14 protein-coding genes are annotated in these 11949 nt (G+C 43.4%); 1 reads left to right on the top strand and 13 read right to left on the bottom strand.

Annotation, left to right across the window (positions count from 1 at the left end; genetic code table 11):
• Positions 1 to 122: 122 nt before the first annotated feature.
• The 5 genes from RDS42_RS07125 to greA all read right to left on the bottom strand — a co-directional run bounded on the left by RDS42_RS07125 (position 123) and on the right by greA (position 4267).
• Positions 123 to 332, bottom strand: coding sequence for a DUF6462 family protein (locus RDS42_RS07125; RefSeq protein ID WP_005609464.1), 210 nt, complete (start codon positions 330 to 332; stop codon positions 123 to 125).
• Positions 333 to 423: 91 nt separating this feature from the next.
• Positions 424 to 774 (bottom strand): hypothetical protein, encoded by a 351-nt coding sequence (locus tag RDS42_RS07120; protein ID WP_308783026.1) that lies wholly within the window; start codon positions 772 to 774, stop codon positions 424 to 426.
• A gap of 30 nt (positions 775 to 804) precedes the next feature.
• On the bottom strand, positions 805 to 1044 hold the full coding sequence (locus RDS42_RS07115) for a hypothetical protein (protein WP_005609451.1): 240 nt from the start codon (positions 1042 to 1044) through the stop codon (positions 805 to 807).
• Between the two features lie 517 nt (positions 1045 to 1561).
• Entirely contained in the window at positions 1562 to 3487 is a 1926-nt protein-coding gene (lysS, locus tag RDS42_RS07110; RefSeq protein WP_308783025.1) for a lysine--tRNA ligase, read from the bottom strand.
• 297 nt (positions 3488 to 3784) lie between these two features.
• Entirely contained in the window at positions 3785 to 4267 is a 483-nt protein-coding gene (greA, locus tag RDS42_RS07105; protein ID WP_308783024.1) for a transcription elongation factor GreA, read from the bottom strand.
• A gap of 347 nt (positions 4268 to 4614) precedes the next feature.
• On the opposite strand from greA, the gene RDS42_RS07100 reads away from it, so the two are divergent.
• The gene (locus RDS42_RS07100; RefSeq protein WP_308783023.1) at positions 4615 to 5109 is read left to right on the top strand and encodes a QueT transporter family protein; all 495 of its coding nucleotides are present in this window, start codon (positions 4615 to 4617) and stop codon (positions 5107 to 5109) included.
• A 42-nt stretch (positions 5110 to 5151) separates the two neighbouring features.
• Here RDS42_RS07100 and dusB read toward each other — a convergent pair whose 3' ends face one another.
• The 8 genes from dusB to pfkA form a co-directional block, all read right to left on the bottom strand.
• Entirely contained in the window at positions 5152 to 6114 is a 963-nt protein-coding gene (gene dusB / locus RDS42_RS07095) for a tRNA dihydrouridine synthase DusB (protein WP_369124212.1), read from the bottom strand.
• Positions 6115 to 6123: 9 nt separating this feature from the next.
• The gene (locus RDS42_RS07090; RefSeq protein WP_308783021.1) at positions 6124 to 6525 is read right to left on the bottom strand and encodes a DUF6145 family protein; all 402 of its coding nucleotides are present in this window, start codon (positions 6523 to 6525) and stop codon (positions 6124 to 6126) included.
• A 110-nt stretch (positions 6526 to 6635) separates the two neighbouring features.
• Positions 6636 to 7430: a biotin--[acetyl-CoA-carboxylase] ligase gene (locus tag RDS42_RS07085; protein WP_308783020.1), complete on the bottom strand. Its 795-nt coding sequence runs from the start codon at positions 7428 to 7430 to the stop codon at positions 6636 to 6638.
• Positions 7430 to 8431 carry an ornithine carbamoyltransferase gene (gene argF / locus RDS42_RS07080; RefSeq protein ID WP_308783019.1) on the bottom strand — a complete coding sequence of 334 codons (1002 nt, stop codon included), beginning with the start codon at positions 8429 to 8431 and terminating at the stop codon, positions 7430 to 7432. The genes RDS42_RS07085 and argF overlap by 1 nt, the downstream gene beginning before the upstream one ends.
• Before the next feature lie 47 nt (positions 8432 to 8478).
• On the bottom strand, positions 8479 to 9444 hold the full coding sequence (locus RDS42_RS07075; RefSeq protein ID WP_308783018.1) for a stomatin-like protein: 966 nt from the start codon (positions 9442 to 9444) through the stop codon (positions 8479 to 8481).
• A gap of 2 nt (positions 9445 to 9446) precedes the next feature.
• Positions 9447 to 9896, bottom strand: a complete 450-nt coding sequence (locus RDS42_RS07070) for an NfeD family protein (RefSeq protein WP_308783017.1) — start codon at positions 9894 to 9896, stop codon at positions 9447 to 9449.
• A 51-nt stretch (positions 9897 to 9947) separates the two neighbouring features.
• Positions 9948 to 10724, bottom strand: a complete 777-nt coding sequence (locus tag RDS42_RS07065) for an RNA methyltransferase (protein WP_308783016.1) — start codon at positions 10722 to 10724, stop codon at positions 9948 to 9950.
• Between the two features lie 60 nt (positions 10725 to 10784).
• Entirely contained in the window at positions 10785 to 11777 is a 993-nt protein-coding gene (gene pfkA / locus RDS42_RS07060; RefSeq protein ID WP_177297441.1) for a 6-phosphofructokinase, read from the bottom strand.
• Positions 11778 to 11949: the final 172 nt, after the last annotated feature.

Raw genomic sequence — 11949 nt, 5'->3', positions numbered from 1 at the left:
TTTTCCGACTTTGGTCTTCCTGTCTTCGCCATATCTGTTCTTATTCCTCCACATCTTCATTATAGTTTTCGTATGACAAAAAGTCAATCCCTGTTTTTCGTCCTTCCACAATTTTTTCTTCCCTACGCAATCCGGAATGTCTCCAGATACTTTTCAAATATCTCACAGTTTACAAGAGCAACCTTGTCAATCTTATACACTGCTTTGGCTTCTTTCGCCAGCTCCTGGAATTTCGTCAGCCCAATGCTGTAAAGCTCTGCCCCTTCCTGATAACGGACGAATTTCTTTGCTATTTTCTTTGTTTTCTCTACATCTTTACGTGCATATCCCATACACCGCACCTCCTTTTCTGCATGAAAAAAGCAGCTAACCTATTTTTCATAGACTAACTGCTTGTATTTTTGTTCCATATTCAGTTTTGTTCTACAAATCCGACAGTGAAATTCGGTCGTATGCGCCATTTTTCTTATCTTCCGGATGTGGTTCCAGTCCGATAATTGTAATATCTTTCTGGTCTGGTCCATAAACCCAGTACATTCTCATTGCGCCACTGGTTTTATTTTCCAGATAAGATTGCCACACTTTCATTCCATAACGTCTGGATAATGGCTCTATTTCATGGGTTTGAAGACTCGGATAACCCGGATCAGCCGACAACAGCTTTAAAGCCTTTCCCCATTTTTTATACAACTGTTCTTCCTTCTTTTTTATATTTCCAGAATGATATTTCTCCTGCAGATTTAGCCAAAGTTCCTGCATTTCAGGAATTCCCATTCGTATATTAAAGTTCATATCTTATTCCTTTTAAAAATCTGACAGGTCGATAGCTGGAGAAACATCACCTCTCTTAAAGTTACTTACTGCACGATCCATATCTGCCAGAGTTCTGGCTGAAATGCTCTCTGGCACTGCCAGTTCCCGAGGTTCCAGAATAATGCAGCCATTTCCGTATTCTTTTACGTTGTAATACTGATAAGCAGCTCCTCTGAGGGTAATCCTTTTTTTGTTATCCAGATGGGCAACATAATCCTTCATTGCTTCCATTATCAACACCTCCCTATTTAAGCATTTTGGTGGGAAATCCCACCTTTTTATTATTATAATACGCTTTTCTATATTTTCTGTCAATCTACTTTTACTTATTCCTGATACTTAAAAGTATTCATACACTGGCAGACAACAGATAAGGTATCTATAAAAACCCGCATTTGCTCTCATTTATTCGATACTCTAGCTCATTCTTCATCCGGTTTCTTACATCACGCATCGTCCTAACAGAAATTCCCTGATCAGCTTTGTCCCTCGCTCCACCAGTTTCTTCCTCTATTCAAGAATATTTTTGTTATGAATCGCATGTTCCAGTTATTTTTACATGTTGGCTTTCAGTTCTTCCAGTGACATGGATTCATATTTGGGATTTTGCTCTGCTCAATTTCCTGTCCTCCTTCTTTTCTATAAATAAAAAGAACCTGTCTTCTCATAAATGCCGATTTCTGAATATAAAAAGCACCTCTTAGATCAACTCTAAGAAGTGCTCTTGTTTCGATTTTTATATTTAATTTTAATACAGCTTTGCTCCTGCCGGAATTCTGTCGTCTACCATCAGCAGATTAAGTCCTTCATGACCATCTTCCTCATGTACTGCAGAGATCAGCATACCACAGGAATCAATTCCCATCATTGGTCTTGGCGGTAAGTTTGTGATCGCGATACAGGTTTTTCCAACCAGTTCTTCCGGCTCATAATACTCATGAATTCCGCTTAAGATTACACGATCTTCTCCGCTTCCGTCATCTAATACGAACTTCAGAAGTTTCTTAGACTTCGGAACTGCTTCGCATTCTTTTACCTTCACTGCTCTGAAATCAGACTTGCTGAAAGTTTCAAAATCAACAAATTCCTCAAACAGAGGCTCCACCTTCACCTTGGAAAAATCAATTTTTTCCGCTGGTTTTTCTTCGGTTTTTGTTTCAGGCTTAGATGCTTTTTTGTTCTCTGCACCACCAAGAGTCTTCATTGTCGGAAACAGAAGAACGTCTCTGATCGCCTGGCTATCAGTCAGAAGCATACACATACGGTCGATACCAAAGCCGATACCACCTGTAGGCGGCATACCAAGCTCAAGTGCATGCATAAAGTCTTCGTCTGTTGTATTTGCTTCCTCATCTCCCTGTGCAAGAAGCTCTTCCTGTGCCTTGAAGCGCTCGCGCTGGTCGATCGGGTCGTTGAGCTCGGAATAAGCGTTTGCCATTTCCCAGCCGTTCATAAAGAACTCAAAACGCTCTACATAATCCGGGTTGTCCGGTTTCTTCTTGGTAAGAGGAGAAATCTCAACCGGATGATCCATAACAAATGTAGGCTGAATCAGATGATCCTCAACAAATTCCTCAAAGAAAAGATTCAGGATGTCACCTTTTTTATGGCGCTCCTCATATGCAACATGATGCTCATCTGCAGCTGCTCTGGCCTCTTCCAGAGTATGGATCTCATTGAAATCCACACCGGAATATTTCTTAACTGCATCAAGCATAGTAATCCGTTCAAAAGGCTTGCCCAGATCCATCTCAATACCGTTGTATACGATCTTTGTTGTTCCAAGAACAGTCTGAGCTACATAACGATAAAGATTTTCTGTCAGATCCATCATGCCGTGATAATCTGTGTATGCCTGGTAAAGTTCCATCAGTGTAAACTCCGGATTATGACGGGTATCAAGACCCTCATTACGGAATACACGACCAATTTCATATACTTTTTCAAGTCCGCCTACGATCAGACGCTTCAGATAAAGTTCCAGAGAAATACGAAGCTTCAGATCCTCATCAAGAGCGTTGAAATGTGTTTCAAACGGTCTTGCTGCAGCGCCGCCTGCATTGGAAACCAGCATAGGAGTTTCTACCTCCATAAAGCCTTCCCCTGCCAGATAGGTACGAATCGCACTGAGGATTTTAGAACGTTTGATAAATGTATCCTTTACTTCCGGATTCATAATAAGGTCTACATATCTCTGACGATAGCGGAGATCTGTGTTTGTCAGACCATGGAATTTTTCCGGAAGAATCTGAAGGCTCTTGGACAGCAGAGTCACTTCTGAAGCGTGAATAGAGATTTCTCCTGTTTTTGTACGGAAAACTTCTCCTCTGATGCCGATCACATCACCTACGTCAAGTTTTTTGAAATCCTTATAAGCTTCCTCTCCCAGACTGTCTCTTGCCACATAAGACTGGATACTGCCTTCCAGGTCCTGTACATGACAAAAAGAAGCTTTACCCATTACACGTTTGGACATCATTCGGCCCGCTATTGTAACTGTCTGATTTTCAAGCTCTTCAAAATGATCTTTAATTTCCTGGCTATGATGTGTCACATCATATTTTACGATTTTGAACGGGTCTTTTCCGTTTGCCTGCAGATCTGCCAGCTTTTCCCGGCGGACCTTCAGCAACTGGTTCAGATCCTGCTCCTGCTGCTTCTTCTGTTCTGCCACTTCCGTACCTCCTTGTTTTTATAAATATTCTGTATTTACTTCGTTCGTGCTTTCTTTCCTTCCTCTCATCTCCGAAATTCCCCTGCTTCGCAGGCAGCGTCCTTACGGACTTCTTATTTCATCGATGTACGCTCGGGGGAAAGAAAATATTTACTTCATTAGCTGCTTTCTTTCCTTCCTCTCATCTCCGAAATTTCCCTGCTTCGCAGGCGGCGTCCTTACGGACTTCTTATTTCGTCGATGTACGCTCGGGTGAAAGAAAATACTCACTTCGTTCGTGCTTTCTTTTCTTCCTCGCTACACGTTTCTCTGGATTTCGAGCACTTTGTATTTCATGATTCCTGTCGGCATCTCTACTTCAACTTCATCACCTGTATGTGCACCGATTAGCGCTTTTCCTACAGGAGATTCATTGGAAATTTTACCTTCCAGACTGTTTGCTTCTGTGGAACCTACAATCTTCAGTTCCATTTCTTCCTCAAATTCATAATCATAGACCTTGACCTTGCAGCCAACGTTAATACGATCCAGGTCTACTTCATCCTCTACAACTACTTCTGCGTTTTTCAGGATTTTTTCGATTTCTTCGATACGTGCCTCGATGTCTCTCTGCTCGTCCTTCGCTGCATCGTATTCAGCATTCTCAGAAAGATCACCCTGCTCTCTGGCTTCTTTGATCTTTTCTGCTACTTCTTTTCTTTTTACTACCTTTAAATCATGCAGCTCTTCCTCTAATTTTTTAAGTCCTGCATAAGTTAGTAAGTTTTTCTTTTCTTCCATATTACCTTACTCCCTTTCAATATCTATAGTGCTATTGGACCTTGCTCCCAGATACATTTTACCGCCTAAAGGGCAGTATTATTCTAGGATATTCACAATTTTAGTATTATACCCAAATCTGCCTTTATTGTCAAGCACAAAACCCGGGAGTTTAACGTTCAGAAGGATAACTGTGTTTTTCTTTTGTCAGCTCCTTGCATCCACCAAAAATCTGTGCTATACTAGCTCACGTTAAAAGCCCGCAAAAACAAGGTCTTACAGGGCTTTCGCCGATTCCCGGCGTTAAATGAATCGAGTGTTCGTGACCTTCCACTCGTAAAACAAAACTAAAGGAGAGAAAACAGAATATGAAAAACAAAAATGTATCTTACCTGACCCAGGCTGCCATGATCGCAGCTATCTACGTGGTGCTCACAGCACTGTTTGCCCCTATCAGCTTCGGAGAAATTCAGATCCGTATTGCAGAAATGCTGACAGTTCTTCCGATCTTTACTCCGGCTGCCATCCCCGGACTGTTCGTGGGATGTCTGATCGGCAACATCCTCGGAGGAGCCGTTCTTCCGGATATCATCTGCGGAAGCCTCGCAACTCTGATCGGTGCGGTTGGAACTTATGCCATGAGAAATCATTTCCAGAAACTGGCTGTTCTGCCTCCGATTCTGGCAAATACGCTTGTAGTTCCTTTTGTTCTCCGATTTGCCTACGGAGTTCTTCTCCCTATCCCATTTTTAATGGCAACTGTAGGAATTGGAGAAATTATTTCCTGCGGAGTTCTTGGAAGTATTTTAGCCGTTGTCCTGAAAAAATACAATCGCAGGATCTTCCTTACATCAGGTATCTAAAATATTAAAAAACAGCCATCGGCAATAACCGATGGCTGTTTTTTAATCTTTCAGATGATCAAGCAGCACTTCCAGCTCCCGATAATCTGCAATTAAATTCGATTCTCTGCGAAGAGCTGCGCTGTGGCGCATACCTGCCGTATACCAGGCTACATGCTTACGCATTTCCCGGATTCCGGTAAACTCACCTTTCTTTTCAATCTGCATACGGGCATGTCGAAGAATCATTTCCCGTATTTCTTCTGCTGAAGGTCGGGGCATCTTTTCTCCTGTCTGGAAATAATGATTCAACTCACGAAAAATCCAAGGATTTCCTCTTACTGCACGACCAATCATTACCCCATCACATCCGGTTTCTTTTAAAAGCGCTTCTGCTTTTTCCGGAGAATCTACATCCCCGTTTCCGATCACCGGTATCCGGACAGCTTCTTTTACTTTTCGTATGGTATCCCAGTCTGCCTGACCAGAATAATATTGCTGCCTGGTTCTTCCATGAACAGCAATCGCTGCCGCACCGGAATCCTCCATGATCTTTGCAATTTCCACCGGATCCACAGGATATCCTTCAAATCCGATACGCATCTTTGCCGTCACCGGCTTTTTCACTGCAGCTGATACTGCCTTTATAATTTTACCAATAAGCTTCGGATCCTTCAAAAGAGCGGATCCTTCTCCATTATTGACTACCTTGGGAACCGGACATCCCATATTGATATCCAGAATTTCAAAAGGTCTGTCCTCAATACTTTTTGCAACTTCTGCCATCAGCTCCGGTTCACTGCCAAACAGCTGAAGAGACACCGGATGCTCGGAAGAATCGATTTCCATCAGCGCTTCTGTATTTTTGTTATGGAAAGAAATTGCTTTTGCACTGACCATTTCTGTACAGATCAGACCTGCCCCCTGCTCCTTGCAAAGTTTACGGAAAGGCAGATCTGTAACTCCTGCCATGGGAGCCAGCACAAATGGATTGTCTATTTCTACACTGCCGATTTTCCACCGCATTTCCATAGATCAGACTCCGTTATCCACAGAATCCCCCAAAAGCTTTCCGCTGTCTGTGGATTCCTCTTTTAAACTATTTTCTTCCGGCGTTTCTCCCAGAAAGAAAACTCGATAATACATTTCCAGAGATTCCAGAAGCTCCCTTTTCTCTTCCTGAAGTTTTTTGATCTTCAGAACACTTCCAATTTCATCATACATAGCGTCTGCATCCAGAGCTTCTGTTTTAAACTGAAGATTTCCATCATCATCAAATTCCAATGTAAGGATTCCGCCAATCTCTTCTGTATAAAGAACACACATGATCTGAAGTTCCTGTTTTACTGCCTCGGGAAGAGAATTAAAATCCTGGTTAAAATAATATTTCTGCTCATAAGCGCTTGCGCCGCAGAGCACAATCTTATCCTGATACATAAGTACCTCCTTCATCTTTCCAGAACGCCCGGGCGTTCTTACTTTGCAACACACATTTCTGTTGTCCCTGTCAAAGACATCTATCCTGCCGACAGCTTACGGGGCAGGATCTACACGTAAGAATACAGACCTCTTACTGAAACCTCTCCTGCTCTCACTGTTTGTATCTTTCCTTCTCCATCCTTTACCAGAAGTTCCCCCTGAGCATTGATTCCCAGAGCTGTTCCCTCCCATGGCTCCTTTTTATCCAATATCCGCACTTCCTGATCTCTGTTTGCCAGAAGCCGGTTATATTCATTAAGCATTGCAGAAAGATCGCAGGTTTGTATAAATTTTTCATAATTTTCTTCAAACGCTTCCATCACAAGGCTGATCAGATCAGTGCGTTCATAATGTTTTCCCGTTTCCAGATAAAGAGAAGTAGCTTTATCCTGAAGGTCCTGCTCTATGTATTCCTGATCTACATTAATACCGGTACCGATGATCACATCTCGTATCTTCATTCCGTCCAGACGCATTTCTGTCAGGACCCCGCAGATCTTTTTGCGGGAAACCACCACATCATTTGGCCATTTAATAGAAACACTGACTCCCAGTTTTTCTATCGCCTGCGCCACACTTATGCCCATAACAAGGGTCAGCATAGAAGCATACTGTGGTTCAAAATCCGGTCTTAAAAGCAGTGACATCATCACAGAGCTTCCTGTCTGTGCCTGCCAGCTTCTTCCCAGACGGCCTTTTCCTGCTGACTGAAATTCTGCCACAGCCAGAGTACCGTGAGGAGCTCCATCCTGTGACAGTCTTTTGATCCATTCATTTGTAGAATCTGTTTCTTTTGCAAAATGGACGGTTTTGCCCGCCCATTTTGTTCTGATCTTTTTTAAGATTGTTTCCTGATCGTACATTATCTGTTCTCCGGCTCTCCCAGAGTAGCCACCATCACAGCTTTGATGGTGTGCATACGGTTTTCTGCTTCATCAAATACATGAGACTGAGCAGACTCAAAAACCTCGTCTGTCACTTCCATGTCTGTCAGATGAAATCTTTCTCCCATTTCCTTGCCGATCTTTGTTTTCAGATCATGAAATGCTGGCAGACAGTGAAGGAAAATAGCTTTTTCTCCTGCATTCTCCATAATCTCTTTCGTTACCTTATACGGAGTCAGTTCACGGATACGCTCTTCCCACACTTCATCCGGCTCTCCCATGGATACCCATACATCTGTATAGATCACATCAGCGCCTTTTGTTCCTTTTTCCACATCCTCAGTAAGAGTAATGCTTCCGCCGGACTGTGCCGCATAGCCTTTGCAAAGCTCCACCAGTTCCTTATCAGGGAAATATTTCTCCGTAGTACATGCCACAAAATGCATACCCAGTTTCGCGCAGGCAATCATAAGAGAATTTCCCATATTATAGCGGGCGTCACCCATATATACCAGACGAATACCTGCCAGATGTCCGAAATGCTCACGAATGGTCAGCATATCTGCAAGCATCTGGGTAGGATGATATTCATTGGTAAGACCGTTCCATACAGGAACTCCTGCATATTTTGCAAGATCTTCCACGATCTCCTGCCCAAATCCTCTGTATTCGATTCCGTCATACATTCTTCCAAGAACTCTGGCTGTATCGGCAATACTTTCTTTTTTGCCGATCTGAGATCCTGAAGGATCCAGATAGGTGCTTCCCATTCCAAGATCATGAGCTGCAACCTCAAAAGCGCACCGGGTTCTGGTACTTGTTTTTTCAAAGATCAAAGCAATATTTTTTCCCTTATAATATTCGTGAAGCTCTCCTGCTTTTTTCTTTGCCTTAAGATCTGCTGCAAGATCGATAAGATATGTGATCTCATCCGGTGTAAAGTCCTTCAGTGTTAAAAAATTTCTTCCTTTTAAGTTCATAATAATCCTCTCCTCATACCTGAAACAACTGTGATCCGCAATTCTTTTTACTTCTGATCCGAAGTTGTCTTTTCTAATATCTCTTTTTTATCATCTGTCACAAATTCTTTCAGAGATGCTGCAAGACCTGCTATTCCCTGCAGTTCTGAAGGAATAATGATCTTGGTCGCTCTTCCGTCAGCAGCCTTTGCAAATGCTTCCAGACTCTTCAAAGTAAGAACTGCCTGATCTGCACCGGCCTCTCTGATCATACGAATACCTTCCGCATTGGCATTCTGCACTTTAAGCACTGCCTCTGCCTGGCCTTCTGCTTCCTTGATCATACGTTCTTTCTGAGCTTCTGCACGAAGGATCGCCGCCTGTTTTTCTGCCTCTGCATCCAAAATAGCCGACTGTTTCTTACCTTCTGCAACAAGAATTGTGGATCTCTTCTCACCTTCTGCAATAAGAATTGCTTCACGGCGTTCACGTTCTGCCTTCATCTGTTTCTCCATAGCATCCTGGATTGCTGCCGGAGGAATGATATTTTTAAGTTCTACACGGTTTACCTTGATGCCCCATGGATCTGTAGCAACGTCCAGAGACGCTCTCATTCTTGTGTTGATCACCTCTCGGGAAGTAAGCGTTTCGTCAAGTTCCATGTCACCGATGATATTTCTAAGCGTTGTAGCAGAAAGATTCTCAATTGCCATAATAGGATTTTCCACTCCGTAAGCAAAAAGCTTCGGATCGGTGATCTGGAAAAATACAACCGTATCGATCTGCATAGTAACATTATCCTTGGTGATAACCGGCTGCGGCGGGAAATCCACCACCTGCTCCTTCAGGTTTACTTTACGGGCAACACGCTCAATAAACGGCATCTTAAAATGGATTCCTGTATTCCAGGTTGTTTTATAAGCGCCCAGCCGTTCCAGAACAATTGCATATGCCTGAGGCACAATTTTGATACAGGAAGCTGCAATCAGCAGCGCAAGAATTCCTATGATAATAATAAAAATCAAAAATCCCATGTTTAACCCTCCTTAACTTCTTCTACAATTAGTTTCACACCCTGTACTTCTTTGATCACTGCAACTGCTTTCTCCGGAATCTGAACATCGTCCGACTTTGTTCTTGCCATCCACTCTACATCTCCGACTCTGACCTGTCCGGTCTGTGCCAGATTATCTACTTTCTGAATGACAATTGCTTTTTGTCCGATCAGACGTTCCACATTGGTCTTTTCCACACCTCGGTTCATATACCGGACAGCAACCGGTCTGGTAAAGATCAGAAGCACCAAAGACACAGTTATAAACAGAATCCACTGTACCACCTGTCCGGCTCCTGCCCATGCGGCAAGAGCCGCCACAAGCGCACCTCCCGCAAACCAGATGGTAGTCAACCCTACCGTAAGCGCTTCAATGACCAGAAAAACCGCCACAAGTCCCAGCCATATAAAAGGCCCCATAACAAAGTCCATAAAGTTCCTCCTTTCCGCAAAAGCCTTTCAGGTACCATGATCAGACGGATATCATCCTCTTCTCTGTCTTGCAGCCTCATACATCAGTATCCCGGCTGCCATGGCTGCATTCAGAGATTCCACCTGTCCGCGCATGGGGATCCGGATGAGACGATCTGCAGCTTCTGCCGCCTGATCGGTCAAACCTTTTCCTTCATTTCCAATCAGAAATGCCGTTCCCTTCTGATAGGATTCTTCATGGTAGGCATTTTCTCCCCGGAGATGTGCGGCAAAAAAGCGGATCTCTCTGCCCTGAAGTTTTTCTTTTAATGATACCACATCTTCTACATATACAAAAGGCATTCTGTAAATAGATCCCATAGTCGCACGGATCACCTTGGGATTGGTAATATCCACGCAGGTTTTTGTAAGAAAGATCCCGTCCACACCGGCGCCCTCTGCTGTCCGGAAGATCGTTCCCGCATTTCCCGGATCCTGGAGATCTTCCAGAACAACAAGAAGCGGCTGTTCCTTTTTCAGAATATCTTCCGGCTGATAAGCCGGTCTGCGCAGGACTGTCATTACTCCCTGAGGCGTTTGTGTATCACTCATCTGACGAAAAACAGAATCGGCAACTGCCTCCCAGGATGTACGGGAAGCCTTTTCCATTACTTCATCGTCCTTTTCCATGGATTCCGATACATAAACCTTATCGATCCAGGAAAGAGGCGCCTCCAGAAACATCTTCCTTCCTTCCGCGATAAAAAGGCCCTGGTCTTTTCGTGCTTTTGCCTTCTGATTCAGTTTTATGATATTTTTTACCTGACTGTTCTGCAAACTGGTGATCATTGATAAAACTCCTTTATACACAAGAGAGGCCGCCTGATGGTGACCTCCGTTGTATCTGACTTACTGTTTTTTATAATTATGAGAAAGAGAATTGCATACTTCCCACATATACGGAGAAACATCTTTCTTCATTGCAAGAGCCTCATTGATATCAAAATCAATAAACTCTCCATGACGATATCCTACTACACGACAGGTTTTGCCCTGTACCAGAAGATCCACGGCAAGTGCTCCCATCATGGAAGCATAAACACGGTCTTTACATGTAGGACTTCCGCCGCGCTGCATGTGGCCAAGAATAGTGGCACGTGTTTCAATTCCTGTAGCCGCTTCAATACGCTTTGCCATGGCCTCTGAATGGCCGATACCCTCTGCATTTACAATGATATGATGCTTCTTTCCCGCCTTACGGCTGGCAATGATATTATTGATCAGCTTCTGCTCATCATAATCATACTTCTCCGGAATCAGAACATCTTCTGCACCGTTGGCAATACCGCACCACATGGCAAGATATCCTGCATTACGTCCCATAACCTCAATAATACTGCATCTCTCATGGGAAGTTGAAGTATCCCGGACTTTATCGATTGCTTCCATAGCTGTATTCACGGCTGTATCAAAGCCAATGGTATACTCAGTACAGGCAATGTCCAGGTCAATGGTTCCCGGAACGCCGATGGTATTGATTCCCAGGTTTGCAAGCTTCTGAGCACCTGCAAAGGAACCGTCTCCACCGATTACAACAAGGCCGTCGATCCCGTGCTTTCTGCAGATCTTTGCACCGCGCTCCTGTCCTTCCGGAGTACGGAACTCTGCACAGCGTGCAGTATACAGGATGGTACCTCCGCGCTCAATGGTATCTGATACATCTTTGGCAGACATATCTATGATTTCCTCGTTTAAAAGCCCGTTATAACCTTTATAAATACCTTTTACATTCAATCCGCTGCTCAAGCCTCTTCTGACTACAGCACGAATCGCAGCATTCATTCCCGGCGCATCACCGCCGCTGGTCAATACACCAATGGTTTTGATCTTTTTTTCTGCCATGATTTTATTCCTCCATCTTCCAGATTTCCTGATGTCAGTACAGAAAATCTCATCTGTTTTACACATATTCGGTTATAGTTTATAGCATTTTTACAAGTTTTTCAATACTCTTTGCACAAGTAAATATGGATTTTCTCCTTTATTTATTATGCTTTTTAATGCTTCTCACAGA

This window comes from uncultured Blautia sp. (genome assembly GCF_902497045.1).
In the GTDB taxonomy this organism is placed as follows: Bacteria; Bacillota; Clostridia; order Lachnospirales; family Lachnospiraceae; genus Blautia_A.
The sequence above is the reverse complement of the archived record's forward strand: the minus strand, read 5'-3'. Positions and strand labels throughout refer to the sequence as shown.

What these genes read in the sequence shown, in the direction of transcription:
- greA (WP_308783024.1), bottom strand. Translation starts at nt 4,267, where the DNA reads ATGGAAGAAAAGAAAAACTTACTAACTTATGCAGGACTTAAAAAATTA.
- RDS42_RS07065 (WP_308783016.1), bottom strand. Translation starts at nt 10,724, where the DNA reads ATGATCACCAGTTTGCAGAACAGTCAGGTAAAAAATATCATAAAACTG.
- RDS42_RS07115 (WP_005609451.1), bottom strand. Translation starts at nt 1,044, where the DNA reads ATGGAAGCAATGAAGGATTATGTTGCCCATCTGGATAACAAAAAAAGG.
- RDS42_RS07100 (WP_308783023.1), top strand. Translation starts at nt 4,615, where the DNA reads ATGAAAAACAAAAATGTATCTTACCTGACCCAGGCTGCCATGATCGCA.
- RDS42_RS07075 (WP_308783018.1), bottom strand. Translation starts at nt 9,444, where the DNA reads ATGGGATTTTTGATTTTTATTATTATCATAGGAATTCTTGCGCTGCTG.
- RDS42_RS07125 (WP_005609464.1), bottom strand. Translation starts at nt 332, where the DNA reads ATGGGATATGCACGTAAAGATGTAGAGAAAACAAAGAAAATAGCAAAG.
- RDS42_RS07090 (WP_308783021.1), bottom strand. Translation starts at nt 6,525, where the DNA reads ATGTATCAGGATAAGATTGTGCTCTGCGGCGCAAGCGCTTATGAGCAG.
- pfkA (WP_177297441.1), bottom strand. Translation starts at nt 11,777, where the DNA reads ATGGCAGAAAAAAAGATCAAAACCATTGGTGTATTGACCAGCGGCGGT.
- dusB (WP_369124212.1), bottom strand. Translation starts at nt 6,114, where the DNA reads ATGCGGTGGAAAATCGGCAGTGTAGAAATAGACAATCCATTTGTGCTG.
- RDS42_RS07085 (WP_308783020.1), bottom strand. Translation starts at nt 7,430, where the DNA reads ATGTACGATCAGGAAACAATCTTAAAAAAGATCAGAACAAAATGGGCG.
- argF (WP_308783019.1), bottom strand. Translation starts at nt 8,431, where the DNA reads ATGAACTTAAAAGGAAGAAATTTTTTAACACTGAAGGACTTTACACCG.
- RDS42_RS07070 (WP_308783017.1), bottom strand. Translation starts at nt 9,896, where the DNA reads ATGGACTTTGTTATGGGGCCTTTTATATGGCTGGGACTTGTGGCGGTT.
- RDS42_RS07120 (WP_308783026.1), bottom strand. Translation starts at nt 774, where the DNA reads ATGGGAATTCCTGAAATGCAGGAACTTTGGCTAAATCTGCAGGAGAAA.